The sequence below is a fragment of the Nakamurella antarctica genome, assembly GCF_003860405.1.
GTDB lineage: Bacteria > Actinomycetota > Actinomycetes > Mycobacteriales > Nakamurellaceae > Nakamurella > Nakamurella antarctica.
Genome location: NZ_CP034170.1, coordinates 1,419,064 through 1,437,110 on the forward strand (window position 1 = coordinate 1,419,064; position 18,047 = coordinate 1,437,110).

17 protein-coding genes are annotated in these 18,047 nt (G+C 61.9%); all 17 read left to right on the forward strand.

Annotated features, from left to right (window positions below; translation table 11 throughout):
* Positions 1–10 precede the first annotated feature (10 nt).
* Positions 11–517: a hypothetical protein gene (locus EH165_RS06270; RefSeq protein WP_124798563.1), complete on the forward strand. Its 507-nt coding sequence runs from the start codon at positions 11–13 to the stop codon at positions 515–517.
* Positions 518–525: 8 nt separating this feature from the next.
* On the forward strand, positions 526–1,314 hold the full coding sequence (locus tag EH165_RS06275; protein ID WP_124798565.1) for an exodeoxyribonuclease III: 789 nt from the start codon (positions 526–528) through the stop codon (positions 1,312–1,314).
* The gene (locus EH165_RS06280; protein WP_124798567.1) at positions 1,311–2,090 is read left to right on the forward strand and encodes a type 1 glutamine amidotransferase; all 780 of its coding nucleotides are present in this window, start codon (positions 1,311–1,313) and stop codon (positions 2,088–2,090) included. Before EH165_RS06275 ends, EH165_RS06280 begins: the two co-directional genes overlap by 4 nt.
* A gap of 10 nt (positions 2,091–2,100) precedes the next feature.
* Positions 2,101–5,154, forward strand: coding sequence for a bifunctional [glutamine synthetase] adenylyltransferase/[glutamine synthetase]-adenylyl-L-tyrosine phosphorylase (locus EH165_RS06285; RefSeq protein ID WP_124798569.1), 3,054 nt, complete (start codon positions 2,101–2,103; stop codon positions 5,152–5,154).
* A 57-nt stretch (positions 5,155–5,211) separates the two neighbouring features.
* The gene (ftsY, locus tag EH165_RS06290; protein WP_124798571.1) at positions 5,212–6,648 is read left to right on the forward strand and encodes a signal recognition particle-docking protein FtsY; all 1,437 of its coding nucleotides are present in this window, start codon (positions 5,212–5,214) and stop codon (positions 6,646–6,648) included.
* Between the two features lie 208 nt (positions 6,649–6,856).
* The gene (locus EH165_RS06295) at positions 6,857–8,275 is read left to right on the forward strand and encodes an ammonium transporter (protein ID WP_124798573.1); all 1,419 of its coding nucleotides are present in this window, start codon (positions 6,857–6,859) and stop codon (positions 8,273–8,275) included.
* Positions 8,272–8,610 carry a P-II family nitrogen regulator gene (locus tag EH165_RS06300; RefSeq protein ID WP_124798575.1) on the forward strand — a complete coding sequence of 113 codons (339 nt, stop codon included), beginning with the start codon at positions 8,272–8,274 and terminating at the stop codon, positions 8,608–8,610. Before EH165_RS06295 ends, EH165_RS06300 begins: the two co-directional genes overlap by 4 nt.
* A 4-nt stretch (positions 8,611–8,614) precedes the next feature.
* Positions 8,615–11,005: a [protein-PII] uridylyltransferase gene (locus EH165_RS06305; protein ID WP_124798576.1), complete on the forward strand. Its 2,391-nt coding sequence runs from the start codon at positions 8,615–8,617 to the stop codon at positions 11,003–11,005.
* 10 nt (positions 11,006–11,015) lie between these two features.
* Positions 11,016–12,566: a signal recognition particle protein gene (ffh, locus tag EH165_RS06310; protein WP_124798578.1), complete on the forward strand. Its 1,551-nt coding sequence runs from the start codon at positions 11,016–11,018 to the stop codon at positions 12,564–12,566.
* Positions 12,563–13,630: an amidohydrolase family protein gene (locus EH165_RS06315; protein ID WP_124798580.1), complete on the forward strand. Its 1,068-nt coding sequence runs from the start codon at positions 12,563–12,565 to the stop codon at positions 13,628–13,630. Before ffh ends, EH165_RS06315 begins: the two co-directional genes overlap by 4 nt.
* Positions 13,631–13,766: 136 nt before the next feature.
* The gene (gene rpsP, locus EH165_RS06320; protein ID WP_124798582.1) at positions 13,767–14,213 is read left to right on the forward strand and encodes a 30S ribosomal protein S16; all 447 of its coding nucleotides are present in this window, start codon (positions 13,767–13,769) and stop codon (positions 14,211–14,213) included.
* Positions 14,214–14,215: 2 nt separating this feature from the next.
* Entirely contained in the window at positions 14,216–14,449 is a 234-nt protein-coding gene (locus EH165_RS06325; RefSeq protein WP_124798584.1) for an RNA-binding protein, read from the forward strand.
* 22 nt (positions 14,450–14,471) lie between these two features.
* On the forward strand, positions 14,472–15,002 hold the full coding sequence (rimM, locus tag EH165_RS06330) for a ribosome maturation factor RimM (protein WP_124798586.1): 531 nt from the start codon (positions 14,472–14,474) through the stop codon (positions 15,000–15,002).
* Between the two features lie 10 nt (positions 15,003–15,012).
* On the forward strand, positions 15,013–15,711 hold the full coding sequence (gene trmD, locus EH165_RS06335; RefSeq protein ID WP_124798588.1) for a tRNA (guanosine(37)-N1)-methyltransferase TrmD: 699 nt from the start codon (positions 15,013–15,015) through the stop codon (positions 15,709–15,711).
* Positions 15,712–15,820: 109 nt separating this feature from the next.
* The gene (gene rplS, locus EH165_RS06340) at positions 15,821–16,174 is read left to right on the forward strand and encodes a 50S ribosomal protein L19 (protein WP_124798590.1); all 354 of its coding nucleotides are present in this window, start codon (positions 15,821–15,823) and stop codon (positions 16,172–16,174) included.
* 97 nt (positions 16,175–16,271) lie between these two features.
* Positions 16,272–17,291: a signal peptidase I gene (lepB, locus tag EH165_RS06345; RefSeq protein WP_239020738.1), complete on the forward strand. Its 1,020-nt coding sequence runs from the start codon at positions 16,272–16,274 to the stop codon at positions 17,289–17,291.
* Positions 17,275–18,018: a ribonuclease HII gene (locus EH165_RS06350; protein WP_124798592.1), complete on the forward strand. Its 744-nt coding sequence runs from the start codon at positions 17,275–17,277 to the stop codon at positions 18,016–18,018. The genes lepB and EH165_RS06350 overlap by 17 nt, the downstream gene beginning before the upstream one ends.
* Positions 18,019–18,047: the final 29 nt, after the last annotated feature.

Below are 18,047 nucleotides of genomic sequence, written 5' to 3' on the forward strand. Positions count from 1 at the left end.
GATCAGAGTTATGAGCGAAGTCTACGAACGCACGTCCCTGTCCCTGATGATGGCCGACTACGCAGTTGCCGACCAGCTGGGAAAACTCCATGTGGTCGGCGGCAACCTCCAGGTTGTCAATCGCGACCACAACACGGGAAATACGCAAGCTTTTGCCCTCGTGGTGTCGTTGAGCTCCCCGGTCGAGTTGTTCCAGGAGCAGTATTCCTTTGAAGTGGTGCTCGAGGAGACCAACGGCACACTGGTGGAACTCGGTACGACGCAGCCGGGCGCTGCCCCCAACGTCGTGCGGTTTGGCCAGACCCTGACGGTAGAAGAACCGAATCTGGGACGGTCCGGCGCGCCCCGTCGAGCCTTACCGGCCAAGGCCCACATCGTGCTGTACTTCAACAATGGTCTCCCGATGCCCCCGGGTCGCGTCTTGGTATGGCGGGCCAAACTGGACGGGGAGTCGCGCGATGCTTGGACGCTGCCGTTCTTTGTACCGGCGGCACCCACCGGCCCGGTTTTGGGCTGACTGCCACTATGAAAATTGCAACGTGGAATGTGAACTCTGTCAGAGCACGCTTGGACAGAGTGGTGGCCTGGGTCGAGCGAAGCGACGTCGATGTGTTGGCCATTCAGGAAACCAAAGCCGCCGACGCCAAATTTCCCTATGACAAACTTCGTAGCCTTGGCTACGAAGTTGCCCACCATGGGATCTCCCAGTGGAATGGGGTGGCGCTGCTCTCCCGGGTGGGGATGACTGACATCCAGATCGGCTTTCCCGACGTGCCTGAATTCGGCGATCCGCCCGTCAAGGAAGCTCGCGCGATCGGAGCACTCTGCGGCGGCGTCACGGTCTGGAGCCTGTACGTGCCCAATGGGCGCGCCATCGATGATCCGCACTACTCCTACAAACTCCACTGGCTTGAGACATTGCGACAAAACGGGATCACCTGGTTAGAGAAGGATCCAGCCGCGCAAATTGCGCTCTGCGGAGACTTCAATATCGCGCCCACCGACGATGACGTCTGGGACGTAGAGGCGTTTGTGGGATCCACCCATGTGACCGCGCCAGAACGGCAAGCGTTCCAGAACTTCGTGGACGCTGGCTTCGCCGATGTGGTGCGCCCCCACACCCCCGGTCCGGGTGTGTACACCTACTGGGACTACCAGCAGCTCAGATTCCCTAAACGCCAGGGGATGCGAATCGATTTCGCCCTCTGTTCGCCAGCGCTGACGGAGCGAGTGGACACTGCCTGGATCGATCGAGACGAACGAAAAGGTGCTGGGGCATCCGACCATGCACCCGTGGTCGTGGAGCTGACGTGACAACCGACATAAAGACCGTCCTGGTCCTGGAACACGATGCGGGCGATCCTCTGCTGAAGATGGAGAGCTGGCTCAGCACAACGGATGTCGAGTTGGATGTGAGAAAGTTACACCAAGGTGACGCCGTGCCTGAATCAACAGCGGGTTTCGACGGCATTATTTCTCTGGGCGGCGATATGGGCGCTCATGACGACGAGATTGCGCCCTGGCTACCGGCGACCAAAGCGTTACTCGCGGCAGCGGTGCTCGATCGCACACCGACCTTGGGGATTTGCTTGGGTTCTCAACTCCTCGCGGTGGCGACCGGCGGCACTGTGGTGCGCGCCGCCGACGGGCCAGAGGTCGGCGCCTATCTCACCGCCAAACGTGATGCCGCCCAAGAGGATCCGCTCTTTGCCGACCTCCCGATGACGCCTGACGTGATGCACTACCACTACGACATTGTGGACAAATTACCGCCTGGGGCAGTGCTGTTGCTCTCGTCCACCGGCTATCAGAACCAGGCATGGCGGGTGGGCACAGCGGCGTGGGGACTGCAGTTCCACATCGAACCGTCTGCAGCTGACTTAAGGAAGTGGGCTGACAACGAGAATCGCGAGCACACCGCGCGTTTCGGCGAGATGCTCGACGCCGCAGAGGCTGAAATGGATCAAGTATGGCGAGCCTTTATTCATCGCTTTGTAGCGCTGATCCATGGTCGCGTCCATCCGGGTTTGCGGCTACCGCTGCTTGCCCCAGACTCTGACGAACTTGACCACATCGAATCAGCTTTCTAGGGGACGGCTGATGTCTCGTCCGCAATCAAAATCGTTACTGCGCTACGGGCTTGGCAACGACCCGAGGGTGCAGTCCAACCTGACGGCCACTCAGATGGTCGACGTGGACGGTATTGCCGCTGATTGCGAAGACGTGCTTGCGGCGCTTTCTCGGTCTGGCCGGCCAGAGTTGGCGCTGCACGGACTGGCTCGGCTTGCGGAGTCTTCGCACTGGTCGTCGATTTTGGAGAACCTGAAAATAAACGCGAGGTTTCGCGGACGACTTGTGGCAGTGCTCGGCGCTTCTACGGCGCTGTCGGATCACCTGGCCGCGCACCCGGGAGACTGGAAGCTGCTGCTCCCCGAGGCGACGGGCGCTGAGCTCATTGGACCGACCCGGCTGTACGAAGTGATGGCGGTCAGCGTGGGTATTGACCCCGCAGAGGCTCCGTGCACCGGTACCGAAGGGGCCAAGGCAAAGCTCACCGGGGGCCCAGCAGTCGTGGCTATGCGAAACGCCTATCGCTCCCAGCTGCTGATCATCGCGGCGCATGATCTCGCCCAATCGGTAGAACCGTCATTACCGCCGGTGGCGCTGCCCGCGGTATGTCACGCACTTTCCGATCTTGCCGACGCCACCTTGCAGGTGGGTCTGTCCGTCGCCTGCGCAGCCCTGTCAGCTACGGCCGCACCGGTAGCACTGAGCATTGTGGCCATGGGCAAGTGCGGGGCACGCGAGCTGAATTACATTTCCGATGTCGACGTCATCTTTGTCGCTGATCACCCACCTGCGATCTCGGTCGGAGTCGCACAAGATGACCACCACATGCTGATTTCCGGGGCAGCTTTGGCGTCGCAAACTATGCGCATCTGTGAACAAGTCGCGTGGGAAGTTGACGCTGGCCTGCGACCAGAAGGTGGCGCAGGAGCACTCGTCCGGACGCCTGCGAGTTTTGTCGCCTACTACCAGCGCTGGGCCCAAACCTGGGAATTTCAGGCACTTCTCAAAGCTCGGCCCGCGGCGGGGAGTATGGAGCTCGGGGCGCAATTTATGGCAGCCACCCAATCAGGGGTGTGGACGGCGGCTGGTCGCGAGTCCTTCGTCGACGACGTTCAAGCAATGCGGCGACGGGTCGAAGCCAACATCCCCGAAGGGTTGCGCGACAAGGAACTCAAACTTGGTCCCGGCGGGTTGCGCGATGTTGAGTTCAGTGTTCAGTTGCTTCAGCTCGTGCACGGCCGCTCTGATCCGGAATTGCGTATCCCCGGAACACTGACGGCGTTGCGGGCCTTAATTCGCGGCGGGTACGTAGGTCGCAGCGACGGCGCCGAACTGGCTGGAGCGTACACATTCCTGCGACGCGCCGAGCACAGGATTCAGTTGCAAAGGCTGCGAAGGACGCACATTCTGCCGGATGATCATGCGGACCTCGACTGGCTGGCAAGGACCGATGGATACACCGCGTTCGGAACCAGCGATGCCGCCGAAATCTTCACGTCCGAGCGGGCAAGGCACGCGGCGATCGTGCGGAAGCTGCACGAGAAACTTTTCTATCGACCCCTCCTGCATGCTGTGGCAGCAGTACCCGGGGAGGAAATGCAGCTCTCGTCCACGGCCGCGGCCGAGCGGTTGAAGGCGCTCGGTTTTCGATCGCCCGAAGCTGCCTTGCGTCACCTTGCGGCACTCACCACCGGGGTGAGTAGGCGAGCCGCGATTCAGCGCACCCTCTTGCCCGTCATGCTCGACACGTTCGCCGCGTCGCCAGACCCGGATGGTGGGCTGCTTTCGTATCGGCACGTGTCCGAAGCATTAGCTGATACCCCCTGGTACCTCAGGCTTTTGCGTGATGAAGGCCTGATTGCCCAGCGGTTGGCAGGGCTTCTTGGATCCTCCAAATTGGTCGGCGATCTTCTTGCCCGAGCGCCAGAAGTCTTGCGGCTGCTGGTTACGGACGCGGAGCTGCTGGCCCCGGAGCCGGTGCAAGTCGCCGCGTCACTGCTTGCCCGGGCCGCGCGCGGCACGACGGCGCAGGATTCCGTAGACGTGGCTCGGTCAGCGCGCCGGCACGAGTTGCTGCGACTGGCGTGCGCCGACATGCTGGGTCTCGTCAGCGTGCAGGACGTCGCCGTGGGGCTGAGCGCCGTAGCCGACGCGACCGTACAGGCCGCCTATGCAGCAGCCCATAAGCAGGTTGCGGCCGACAGGCCCGACCACGGGGTGCGGATGGCAGTGATCGGGATGGGCCGGTTCGGCGGCGCAGAACTGGGCTACTCCTCTGACGCGGATGTGATGTACGTGGCGGAGCCCCTACCCGGAGTTGACCAAGGGGAAGCGCTCAACACTGCGAGGCTGATCTCCGACCTGATGGCACGGCTACTTTCCCGGCCGAGTCCCGATCCCGCTCTGGAGGTGGATGCAGACCTGCGGCCCGAAGGCAAAAACGGTCCGATGGTGCGGACGCTGGAGTCATTCCAGGCGTATTGGAAGAAGTTTGCACTCCCGTGGGAGCGCCAGGCACTGCTGCGGGCGAGATACGTTGCTGGTGAATCTGAGTTGGGCTCGACATTCATCGCTGCTGCAGACGAATTCCGGTATCCATCCGCCGGTCTGGCTCAGCAAGATGTGATCGAGATCCGCAGAATCAAGGCGCGTGTCGACGTGGAGAGATTGCCGAGGGGAGCCGATCCCAGCACGCACACCAAGCTCGGTAGCGGCGGTCTTTCCGATGTCGAATGGACCGTCCAGCTACTGCAACTTCAACATGCCTTCGAAGTTCCGGGTTTGCGGACACCACAGACGAGGCCAGCGATCTCTGCCGCATGCGATGCGGGCCTGCTCTCCGCTGCTGATGCCAGTGCCCTCGACGAGGCGTGGCTGAAAGCTACCCATGTGCGCAACGTTCTGATGCAAGTACTGGGAAAGCCGGAGGATCAGATACCGCGGCAAGGGCGGCAACTTGCCGCGGTGGCGCGTGCCATGGGGTATCCGGCGGGCGGCGACCCGGGCGAATTCGTTGACGAATACCGCCGCACCAGTAGGCGGGCACGATGGGTGGTGGACCGGGTCTTCTCGGGAGGCGGTTAAGAGGTGGAGTGATGCCGGGTGGGAGTAACCGCTTCAGAGTTCTGGGAAGATGGGTTGGTGGAAACTTGGCTCTGGATTATCCTGATCATCGTCCTGCTCGCCGTGATCGTTGCTGGTGGTGTCGCCATCGGCCTCGCGCGTTCGAAGCGAAACAGAATCTCGCTGCGACAGACGCCAGTAGGCAAGCCCACCGCACCCGAAGGGGCCCCGCCCATCAAGGGCGGGTACCAGGCGGGTAGCTCGATATCGTTTTCCGCCGGACCCGGGACCGCGCTCGCAGAACCACCGGTACTACCCCCGCGCTCAGTTCCCGAGCCGCTGTTACTGCCGGAACGCACAGAAGTTGATGGTCAACCAGGGGTTGGTGATGACGCTTCGGTGCCGCGGGACTCAATTCGAGATGACGTTATCGACGTTGAGCTGCCCGAGCCCGTGGCTGCCGAACCCGCGATAGCAGAGCCTGGCACTGCTCTTCCAGTCCCAGCGATTCCCGTCTTTGCCCCTGTCGATCGTCCGCAGGTGCGCGAGGAACCTGTGATCCCTGACCTGCAGCCGGGCGAAGAAAATATTGAACCGGCCGAAGGTCGTCTCGAGAAACTACGGTCCCGGCTCTCGCGTTCGCAGACCGCATTCGGCAAGTCCCTCTTGGGGCTGCTCGGCGCGGCAACGCTGGACGACGATTCGTGGGCAGATATCGAAGACACCCTGTTAATGGCTGATCTTGGCGCCGGACCGGCGAGCGAAATTGCGGACCGGTTGCGCGCCGAAGTTGCCGCACACGGTATTTCATCCGCAGCAGATGCTCGTGCACTCTTGCGCACAGTGCTGGTGCAAGCACTCAGCCCGGAAATGGATCGCAGCATCAAGGCACTGCCGCATGACGGTAGGCCGTCGGTGGTGCTGGTCGTCGGAGTGAACGGAACCGGCAAGACAACCACGACAGGCAAACTCGCGCGAGTCCTCGTGGCGGGTGGTCGCACCGTGGTGCTGGGGGCAGCGGATACGTTCCGCGCGGCGGCAGCGGACCAGTTGCAAACCTGGGGTGAGCGAGTTGGCGCGACCGTGGTGCGGTCGAGTGCCGGCGCGGACCCCGCCGCAGTGGCCTTCGACGCCGTCAAGCGCGGCATCGAGGAGGGGGTGGACGCGGTGCTGATCGATACCGCCGGTCGGTTGCACACCAAAACGGGCCTGATGGACGAGCTTGGCAAAGTCAAGCGCGTCATCGAAAAGCAAGCCCAGGTGGATGAGGTGCTGCTCGTCCTGGACGCGACCACAGGCCAAAACGGCATGGTGCAGGCGAAGGTGTTCTCCGAGGTGGTGAATGTCACCGGCATCGTCTTGACCAAGCTCGACGGCACCGCCAAGGGCGGCATCGTCATTGCTGTGCAGCGCGCGCTGGGAGTTCCGGTGAAGCTGGTCGGATTAGGCGAGGGTCCCGACGATCTCGCTCCGTTCGAACCTGGTGCCTTCGTCGACGCGTTGTTGGGCGACTGAACAAAGAAGCACTCCGAACAAAGAAGCACTCTGAACATAGAAACACTCTGAACATAGAAACACAGTGGAAACGCAACTGCATCGACGTTCACCGATGAGAAACATTTGCGGACGGCAATCGCAACACAGCTGCAGGAACCTCAGGAAGTCACCGGCGGGAGCTCAGTAGAGACTCCTCCCGCCGCCCCTGAGTGAGCCTGGAGGCTTGATGGACGCATCATTTGCTGTCGACACCGGGAACACCGCCTTTATGATTCTGGCGGCTTCCCTTGTTTTATTGATGACACCGGGACTCGCGTTCTTCTATGGCGGTATGACCCGCTCGAAGTCTGTGCTGAACATGATGATGATGTCCTTCGGGGCGATGGGAATCGTCGGGCTCATCTACGTACTCTGGGGATACTCGATGTCCTTCGGAACCGACATTGGTGGCATCATCGCCAACCCGTTCGAATTCTTTGGTCTTGTGGGTCTGAGCGACGCCATTCCCACCACTCTGAGCGACGGCACCGCCGGCGTGATGTCGAACAGTCTGATGGCTTCGACGGGCGTTCCCGCCATGGTTGCGGTGGGTTTCCAGCTGACCTTCGCCGTCATCACCGTGGCGTTGATCTCAGGTTCGTTGGCCGATCGCGTTAAATTCGCCACCTGGATGGTGTTCGCCGGAATCTGGGTCACCATCGTGTACTTCCCGATTGCCCACATGGTGTGGGGTGGAGGCATTCTCAGTGGTTCCGGTTTCATCGCGAAGGCCCTGTCCACGCCGATCGATTTCGCCGGCGGCACCGTCGTCCACATCAACGCGGGAACCGCTGCGCTGGTCCTGGCTCTTGTTATCGGCAAGCGCAAGGGCTTCGGCAAGGACCCGATGAAGCCGCACAACTTGCCATTGGTAATGATCGGCGCGGCGCTACTCTGGTTCGGCTGGTTCGGCTTCAACGCGGGCAGCGAGTTCGGGGCGGACGGTACCGCGGGGCAGGCGTGGATCAACACCACCGTCGCGACTGCGGTAGCTATGCTCGGCTGGCTTATCGTGGAGAAACTGCGTGACGGCCACGCCACCAGCTTGGGTGGGGCCTCGGGTGTGGTGGCAGGTCTTGTAGCTATCACTCCGGCCGCAGCCGCGGTCGACACCATCGGCGCGATCTTTATCGGTCTGATCGCTGGCGCCGTGTGCGCCCTTGCCGTGGGATTGAAATACCGGTTCGGGTACGACGATTCACTCGACGTGGTCGGTGTCCACCTCGTCGGCGGTCTCCTGGGTACGGTGCTTATTGGGTTCTTTGCGCACCTGCCCCAAGAGGGCGACTCGGCGCCGCTATCCACCTTTGCCCCGGCAGGTGCCCAGAACGGCTTGTTCTATGGCGGCGGCGCTACCCAGCTTCTCACCCAAACCCTGGTGGCACTTGTCTCGGTGGTCGTTTCCGGCGTCCTGACCTACATCATCGCGATGGCACTGAAGGCAACGATGGGGTGGAGGATCTCCGATGACGACGAAGCGGAAGGCATCGACGTCACGATCCATGGTGAGCAGGGCTACGACCTGGATGCCGGCGGCGGGAGCGGCCACGGCGTTCTCACCTCCTCACTGACCAAGTCCGTCGCTACCCTGAAGGCGCAACTATGAAACTGATTACCGCTGTCATCAAGCCGTTTAAATTGGACGAAGTACGTGCGGCCCTCCTTGCTTTTGGGGTACAGGGCATGACGGTGTCGGAGTCCTCCGGCTATGGGCGCCAACGCGGCCACACGGAGGTTTATCGCGGCGCTGAATACACCGTGGAACTGCTGCCAAAGGTGCGGCTGGAGATCTTGGTCGACTCAGCCGACGCCCAAGACGTTATCGACGTGATCGTCCGCGCCGCCTACACCGGCAAGATCGGCGACGGGAAGGTGTGGGCGGTTGCGGTAGAGAATGTGGTGCGCGTCCGGACGGGTGAACGCGACCAGGAAGCGTTGTAAGGCAATGGATTTGGCCGTAGGAAGCGGCTATGCCGACCTACGGGCGCAGCTGCTGGGTCGGACCGGTGTGTCCGGTCCGGCCCGGCGGCGGGCATTAGCGCGGCTGACCGATTGCTGGCTGGCTGAAGTGGCTACCGCCGCCGGTGTCACCGTCGGCGGGGTGGCACTGGTTGCGGTGGGAGGCTACGGGCGCGGCGAGTTGAGCCCTTTCTCGGACCTGGATCTGGTGTTGCTGCATTCCACAGAAACCCCCGAGTCCTACGCTCATCTGCTGGCTGAACGCCTGTGGTACCCGATCTGGGATTCCCGGGTGAAACTCGACCATGCGGTGCGATCTGTGGGGGGAGCGCGGCAGATAGCGCAGACCGACCTTCCGGCGATGCTGGGGATGCTTGACATTCGGCATATTGCTGGCGACCCAGAACTGGCCTCTGCACTGCGCCGTCGCGTCCTGGCCGATTGGCGCGCGGAAGCCCGAAATCGACTTCCATTGCTAGAGAAGATGTGTCGCGATCGGTGGGAGAGAAGTGGCAACCTCGCGTTTGCCACCGAACCGAATCTCAAGGAATCCCGCGGTGGCTTGCGTGATCTTGTCGTCATGCGCGCTGTTGCCGCGTCCTGGCTCGCCGATTGCCCGCATCACGGCCTCGAGGAGGCTCGGTCGGATTTGCTCGACATACGAGACGCGTTGCATCTGTCGGCCCGCCGCGGCACCGACCGCCTCAGTAGTGAAGACCACGACGCGGTCGCAGCTGCACTGAATTACGGTGATCGTGACGCGCTGCGGACGCGAGTGGCGAGTATCGGTCGCAGCGTGGGTATTGCTGCAGATATGACCTGGCACCAAGTGCATCGGGTGATCACCAATCACGAAATGCCCGGCCAGGTGAGGGAAGTAGCGGGTCGCTTCGTCCGGAACATCCCGCGGTTGCCGCTCGCCGATGGTGTCGTTGACCAAGGCGGTGAGGCTGTTCTTGCCAAGAATGCCAATCCGGCCGGTGATAGCGGCCTCCCCTTGCGCGCCGCGGCGGCTGCCGCGCAGGCCGGAGTACCCATCGCGTCGGCGACCGTCTCCCGGCTGGCCAGGCTCTGCCCACCCTTGCCGACCCCTTGGCCGGCCCCCGCGCTGGCGGCATTCCTGTCGTTGCTGGGGTCCGGCGAATCGATGATCCCGGTCTGGGAATCGTTGGATCAAGCTGGCGTGATCTCGGCGTTGTTGCCCGGATGGGAGCGGCTGCGGTCCCAACCCCAATGGGATCCGATTCATCTTTTTACGGTTGATCGCCATCTGATGGAGACCGCTGTTCAGGCGTCAAAATTGGTCCGGAGAGTGAGCAGACCAGATTTATTGTTGCTGGCGGCCATCTTTCACGATATTGGTAAAGGGACGGGCGCTGACCACAGTATTTCCGGCGCCGAGATGGTGCCGGCGTGGCTGCAACGTCTGGGCCTCTCGCCGGCCGACACCGAAACTGTCCGGATCGTGGTGTTGCACCACCTCTTACTGTCGGCGACGGCCTCTCGGCGCGACCCTGCGGATCCGGCAACAGCGGCCGCGATCACTGCCGTGATCCCGGATCTGTCGACATTGGAATTACTGCACGCGCTGTCGGAAGCCGATGCACGAGCGGCCAATCCGAAGTTGTGGACGCGATGGAAGGCAGCGCAGATGGCGGCTGTGGTTGCTGCGACAGGGGCGGCCTTTCAGCATCCACCACCCCGTGGCTGGCGTGCAGTGGGTGCCGCCGCATCGGGTTGGTCGCCGCAGGATCTCACCGAGCAAGAGCGTTCGCTGCTTGACATCGCGCGGGGCGGCTCGCTCGGGGTGGGGGTGGAAGTCGAATCCGGTGGCCTGCAGGTGATGGTGACAGCGCGAGATCGCGCAGGGCTATTTGCGGCGACTGCGGGAGCGCTGACCCTGAACCGGCTATCCATTTCTTCAGCGAGCCTCCGGGTGATCGACGGTGTGGCACTGCTGGTCTGGCACGCACAGCCGCAGTTTGGCGATGCACCGATGGCCACCACGCTCCGATCGGATCTGATTAATGCGTTGGATGGCGGCATCGATGTGGCAGTCGCGTTGCGCAAGCGTGATCTGGCCGCGGCGCCGAGAGTCGCCGTAGCCGAGCCGGTGGTGATGGTGGTGCCCGAGGCATCGACGCGGGCAACGGTTCTCCAGCTACGCGCGCACGATATGCCGGGGCTGCTCTACCGGGTGACGGCGCTTCTCACCGGCTCTGGGGCAGTAATCACCTCGGCGCTTATCGATACTCATGGCAGCGAGGTGGTCGACGTGTTCTATCTCGTGGACGGCGAGGGCCGGGCACTGGCGCCCCATCAGGCGAACGCGCTGGCAGCGCTGGTGCACAGCGCGTTGACGGCCCCGAGGCGATAACCTCAACCCCATGTTCGAAACACTGTCCGACCGACTTTCAACTGTTTTCACTTCTCTGCGCGGCAAAGGCCGGCTCTCGCAGTCTGATATCGACGCTACCGCTCGCGAAATACGGGTCTCGCTGTTGGAAGCTGACGTTGCGTTGCCTGTGGTCAAGGCCTTTGTAGGCGCTGTGAAGGAACGGGCCAGCGCTGTCGAGGTTTCGCAGGCGCTCAACCCCGCGCAGCAGATCATCAAAATCGTCAACGAGGAATTGGTCAAGATCCTCGGCGGCGAAACCAGGCGGCTGGTGTTTGCCAAAAACCCGCCGACCGTCATCATGCTGGCCGGCCTGCAGGGTGCCGGAAAGACGACCCTGGCAGGAAAACTTGCCCGCTGGCTGCGCGAACAAGGTCACACCCCACTGTTGGTCGCCTGCGATCTACAACGTCCCAACGCTGTTACCCAGCTGCAGGTGGTGGGCGAACAGGCTGGGGTGAGCGTCTTCGCGCCAGAACCCGGCAACGGCGTCGGCGACCCGGTCGGTGTTGCCCGGGCCGGAATTGCCGAAGCGCGTGGCAAGCACTTTGACATCGTCATCGTCGATACCGCTGGCCGTCTGGGTGTCGATACGGAGATGATGGCGCAAGCCGCAGCTATTCGCGACGCCACTTCGCCGGACGAGGTCCTGTTTGTCCTTGACGCTATGGTCGGTCAGGACGCGGTCACCACCGCAGAGGCTTTCCGTGACGGCGTGGGTTTCACCGGCGTCGTTTTGACGAAACTCGACGGTGATGCGCGAGGCGGGGCCGCGCTCTCGGTGCGCCACGTCACCGGAGCGCCGATCATGTTCGCCTCGACCGGCGAAAAACTCAACGAATTCGATATCTTCCACCCCGATCGGATGGCTTCGCGCATCCTCGGGATGGGCGACATGATGACCCTGATCGAACAGGCCGAGCAGGTCTTCGAAGCAGACCAGGCCGAGGCGATGGCCGGCAAGATGGCGGGCGGTGACTTCACCCTCGAGGATTTCTTGGACCAGATGCTCTCGATTCGCAAAATGGGTCCCATTGCCGGAATCCTGGGGATGCTTCCAGGCGCTGGTCAGATGAAAGAACAATTGGCCAACGTCGACGACAGGGACATCGACCGCACGGCGGCCATCATTCGGTCAATGACGCCACAAGAGCGGCACGACCCCAAGATCATCAACGCGTCGCGGCGGCAGCGAATCGCCAAGGGATCGGGAAGTACTGTGGCCCAGGTCAACGCACTGGTTGATCGGTTTTTTGAGGCCCGCAAAATGATGGCAGCCATGGCCGGAAAATTTGGACTCGGAGCCTTGGCCCGTGGCAAGAGCAACGCGAAGAACCGCAAAGGCAAGAAGGGCAAGGTTTCCGGTCGAGGGCCGACCCCGCCGAAAATCCGCGGAGGCATGCCGGGCATGATGCCCGGAATGTTGCCGCCAGGGATGGGCGGTATGCCCGGCGGCGCTGGCGGCCCAGCGGGCGGCGGCATCCCCGGGCTCCCACCCGGATTCGACTTCGACCCGTCAAAGTTGAAGTTGCCGAAGCAGTGACCGCGCTGCGCGTTACTGGAGTCGACCCGACCACGGGCGAATCAGTAGCGCATTGGATCGCCGGCGGCGTGTACGTCGACTCTCCGGTACGTGGCGCGCGGGAAGTCGCGGGGTTTGTTCTTCCGGGATTTGCCGACGCCCACTGTCACATCGGCTACTGCATCGACGGCGTAACTGATCTCGCTGCCGCGGAGCAGCAAGCACGGCTCAATCTTGCGTCGGGGGTGACGGTGATCCGCGACTGTGGCTCGCCGCTGGACACCCGACCGCTCGTCGACCGGGCAGATCTGCCGGTACTGATCCGGGCGGGTCGCCATATCGCCAGACCCAAGCGCTACATCCGCGGGCTGGGCATCGACCTCGAAGACCCGACAGAGTTGGTAGCCGAGGTTGGCCGTCAGGCCGAGTACGGGGACGGCTGGGTAAAACTGGTGGGGGACTGGATCGACCGGGATCGCGGCGACCTTGCGCCGTTGTGGACGGACGCGGTGCTGGTGGATGCCATTGCACTTGCGCACGAAAAGGGAGCCAGGGTGACCGCGCATGTGTTCGGTGAGGATGCCATTCCCGCCTTACTGGCTGCTGGTATCGACTGCCTGGAACACGCCACCGGCTTGACGAGCGACACCATCGAGACGGTGCGGGCCAGCGGCGTGCACATCGTCCCCACATTGATCAATATCGAAAACTTCCCGTCCTTCGCTGCGGCTGCGGGTGAGAAGTATCCGACCTACGCCAAGCACATGCGCGACCTCTATTCCCGCGCTGATGCCACGATCGCGGCCGTGGTCGAAGCGGGGATCGCCGTCCACGCCGGCACCGACGCCGGCGGCTACATCGAACACGGCCGCATCGTCGACGAGGTGACGTCACTGCTTCGGGTCGGCATGACGCCTACCCAGGCGTTGAAGGCCGCAACCTGGGATGCGCGTCAGTGGTTGGGCGTCGCCGACCCCGAGCTGGGCGGTAGCGCCGACCTGGTGGTCTACGCCAGCGATCCCCGCATCGACTGGGACACGCTGCGCGAGCCGCTAGCGGTGATCCGTGCCGGCGTCATCAGTTAGACTCAGACGCGTATCGACAATCGATCGGACCCTCTCGCCGATGAAAGTCGTCCTTTGGTGCGTTCGCAGACCGGGCAATACCCCACACGGTCGGTGATCCACCGCCACATCCAGAATTGAAGGAGTACGTGCCACCGTGGCCGTCAAAATTAAACTTGCTCGCATCGGTAAAATCCGCGAGCCTTTCTACCGCATTGTTGTCGCCGATTCACGTACCCGCCGTAGCGGCCGCGCCATCGAGGCCATTGGCAAGTACCACCCGAAGCTTGAGCCATCCCTCATCGAGATCGATGCAGAGCGTGCGGCGTACTGGCTCAGCGTCGGTGCGCAACCGACCGAGACCGTCGAAGCGCTGCTGAAGGTCACCGGTGACTGGCAGAAGTTCAAGGGTCTGCCCGGAACCGAAGGCACCCTCAAGCCGCAGCCGATCCCGGTCGACAAGCGCGCACTGTACGAGGCCGCCATTGCTGCCATCGGCACCGAAGAGGTTGTCGCGGCCACCACGGCCAAGAAGAAGGCAACGAAGAAGACTGAAGAAGCACCTGAAGCTGACGCCGAAGTTGTTGCCGAGAGCGCCGAGTAGACATGTTAGAAGACGCCCTGGAGCACTTGGTACGCGGTATCGTCGACCATTGCGAAGATGTCGAAGTTACAGTCACCACCGGCCGGCAGGGTCGAACCCTGCAGGTCCGGGTGCACCCGGACGACCTGGGCAAAGTCATTGGTAGAGGCGGCCGCACCGCGACCGCACTGCGTACGGTGATGACCGCTGTCGGCGGGCGCGGTATTCGCGTTGACGTCGTCGACACCGATCGCTAATCAGGAAACGCACGAGAAAATTATGGAACTGGTTGTCGGCCGCATTGGTCGTCCCCACGGGCTTGCTGGTGGTGTGACTGTAGAAGTCCGCACCGACGACCCTGAAACCCGGTTTGCTGCTGGGTCGGTATTTCGTACCGATCCAGCAGCCACTGGTCCCCTTACGCTCAGCAGCCTCCGTCGGATCGGTGGGAACACGGTCCTTACCTTCGATGGGTTCGCAGATCGCAACGCAGCCGAGGCACTCCGCGGCACTTTGCTGATCGTGGACACAGAAGCGCTGCCAGAACTTGAAGACTCCGAAGAGTTCTACGATCACCAATTGGTCGGGCTCAACGTTTTGCTCATTGGCTCCGACGAGGTGATTGGCTGCATCGCGGACATGATGCATCTCCCATCCAACGATGTGCTGGTGGTGAAAACCCCCACGGGCGAAGTGTTAATCCCCTTTGTCTCTGCCATCGTCCCCACCGTTGATCTTGCGGGCGGGTTTGTCGTGGTTGATCCGCCGGACGGCCTGCTTGACGACGGGCTGTCAGAAGATCGCGTCTAGCAGGCCCGGTATGCGCATTGACGTGCTGACGATCTTCCCGGAATACCTTGCGCCGCTGCGTGAATCGTTGGTGGGCAAAGCAATCACCGACTCCCTCATCGGGGTGCGTGTTCACGATCTTCGGGACTTCACCACCGATCGACATCGCACGGTCGACGATTCGCCGTACGGCGGCGGTCCGGGCATGGTGATGAAAGCCGATGTCTGGGGCGCGGCCCTTGATTCCCTGGCAACCCCGGACACCATTTTGATTGTCCCAACTCCCGCGGGACGACCCTTCAGTCAACAGCTTGCTCAGCAGCTCAGTATCGCCCACCACTTAGTCTTTGCCTGCGGTCGTTATGAGGGCATCGACCAGCGCGTGGCTGACGAAGCAGCTACGCGGATGCCCGTGTTGGAGCTATCGATCGGGGATTACGTGCTCGCAGGCGGCGAGGTCGCCGTGTTGGTCATGGTGGAAGCAATTGCGCGCTTAATTCCTGGTGTGCTGGGCAATCCTGAGAGCGCTGTCCAAGACTCCTTCGGTGCAGCCTCGCCCGGTTTGCTGGAGCACCCCAGTTACACCAGGCCAGTGAACTACCGTGGCCATGAGGTGCCAGCTGTGCTTCTGTCTGGCAACCACGCCGAGATCGCCAGATGGCGACACTCGCAGTCAGTGGAGCGCACTCGTGAGCGCCGGCCAGACCTGCTCCCGGATACCGAGAATTAGCGCCAGCACTCGATGATCTGGCAGACTAGGCAGGTTGCCTTCCGGCAGCCACACGCGACTCGGTAGTGACACGAGTCCCCTCTTAGTGAAGATGAGCGAGGATACAACCATGAACACACTGGATGATCTGGATTCTGCGTCATTACGCAGCGATCTCCCCGATTTCCGCCCCGGCGATTTTGTCCGCGTTCACGTGAAGGTCATCGAAGGCACCCGCTCTCGTATTCAGGTCTTTGCTGGCCACGTCATCCGTCGTCATGGCGGCGGCGTCCGCGAAACCTTCACCGTTCGTAAGGTCAGTTTCGGCGTCGGCGTAGAGCGCACCTATCCGGTGCATTCCCCGAACCTCGACAAGATCGAGCTCGTCACCCGTGGCGACGTGCGCCGCGCAAAGCTTTACTACCTGCGCGAACTGCGCGGCAAGAAGGCCAAGATCAAGGAAAAGCGCGACCTGACCCGCTAGTCGGACCTGCAGTAGGTCATGAAAGAGCCGCTTTCACCGTCGCCGGTGGGAGCGGCTTTCTCGTGATTTCACAAGGAAGCACTTAGGGTGAGGACTGATGAACAGCAACAGCGACGCGGCATCTGAGGGTCCGCGGGATCCATCGATCGAGCCCGCAGCCAAGCCCACTGAATATCCCTACGGCTACGGTATGCAAGCGTTTCCGTCGCATTCCCCTGCCGCTCTGAGGTGGAAGTCGCTCATGGAACGGCGCAAGCCGGGGAAGAAGCCGCGCCCATTCTGGATTGAATTACCTATCCTGCTGGTCATCGCCTTCGCTATGACATTTTTAATTCAGACGTTTTTCGTGAAGGTGTACTACATTCCGTCGGGGTCGATGGAACAGACGCTGCACGGTGCGACCAGCGGCGGCGACAGGGTGCTGGTTAACAAGATCGTCTACGACTTCGCTGATCCATCGCCAGGTGAGGTCGTAGTCTTCAGCGGACCGCCGACGTGGGCGCCGGAGGCGGCTATCGGTGGTGCTACCACGTGGTTCGGCAAATTCTTTGAATCCCTGGGCAGCGTTGTGGGGTTAGCGCCGCCCAATGAGAAGGATTTCGTCAAACGGGTAATTGCCACCGCTGGGCAGACCGTTAGTTGTTGTGATCCCCAAGGCCACCTGATGGTCGACGGGAAACCCCTGGTAGAGCCATACATCTACGTAGATTTTGAATTCACACCCGGAGTGTTGGACTGCAATTCGGTGACGCGGTCCCGACGCTGCTTTGGACCGGTGACAGTTCCGCCGGATTCGCTGTGGGTGATGGGGGACCACCGGTCTAATTCGGCAGATTCGACGTTTGGCTGTCGAACCCCCGGAGGCGTCTGTCAAGGTCCGATACCGGTGGGTAACGTGATTGGGAAGGCTTTTGTGGTCGTCATGCCAATCTCGCGATGGCAGGGTATTCATTCCTACGATATCCAAGGTCAGGATCAGTCCTCCGCGCTATCGGGGCCGCCGCCGGTCCCAGGCAGCGTCGGGTCGCTGCCGCTGCTGGCTGGTCTTGCAGGTGCAGCGCTGATACGGCGGAAGCGCTTGTGGCCCAGCAGGAACAGTAGTGGCTTCCTCGACTAAGCCACCGGATTTGCGGGCAGAAAAGGGCTTGCTGCGAGCGGGTCATGCCCTGGTTGCCGCCTGTGACGAGGTGGGGCGCGGCGCAGTGGGCGGGCCAGTGTCGGTGGGGATGGTGCTCGTGGACGCGACGGTGAAACGACCGCTGGCAGGTGTGCGAGATAGTAAATTGCTTTCCCCTGCCGCTCGGATCGCGATGGTTCCCAAGATTCGGCGGTGGGTGGTTGGCTATGCGGTAGGCCACGCAACCGCTGCAGAAATAGACGAATTCGGCATTATGGCCGCACTTCGGATGGCGGGCATTCGCGCCATGCTGATGCTTCCCGCCCAGCCGGATATTGTGCTGCTAGATGGTAACTACGACTGGCTTTCTACTCCCGTGCAGCCAAGTCTTTTCGATGATCTTGCCGCGGCACAAGACGCTGTTTGCCCGAATCGCAGGTCTCTCAAAGTAACGACCATGATCAAGGCTGATATGAAGTGCTCATCTGTGGGGGCGGCCAGCATCTTGGCAAAAACCGAACGGGACGCCATGATGGTCGATCTGGCGATGGTCCACCCCGGGTACGGATGGGAAGTGAATAAGGGATATGCAACGGCTGCTCACATGGATGCGCTGCGTCACCTTGGCCCCAGCACACACCACCGCCAAAGCTGGCGGTTACCAGAGAGGATGCCTGCCGATGCTGCGGGCGATAGCCTGATTCCCGATACGGGCGACTACCTTTGAGACAACATGCGGTGGAAGGAGTTGAACCA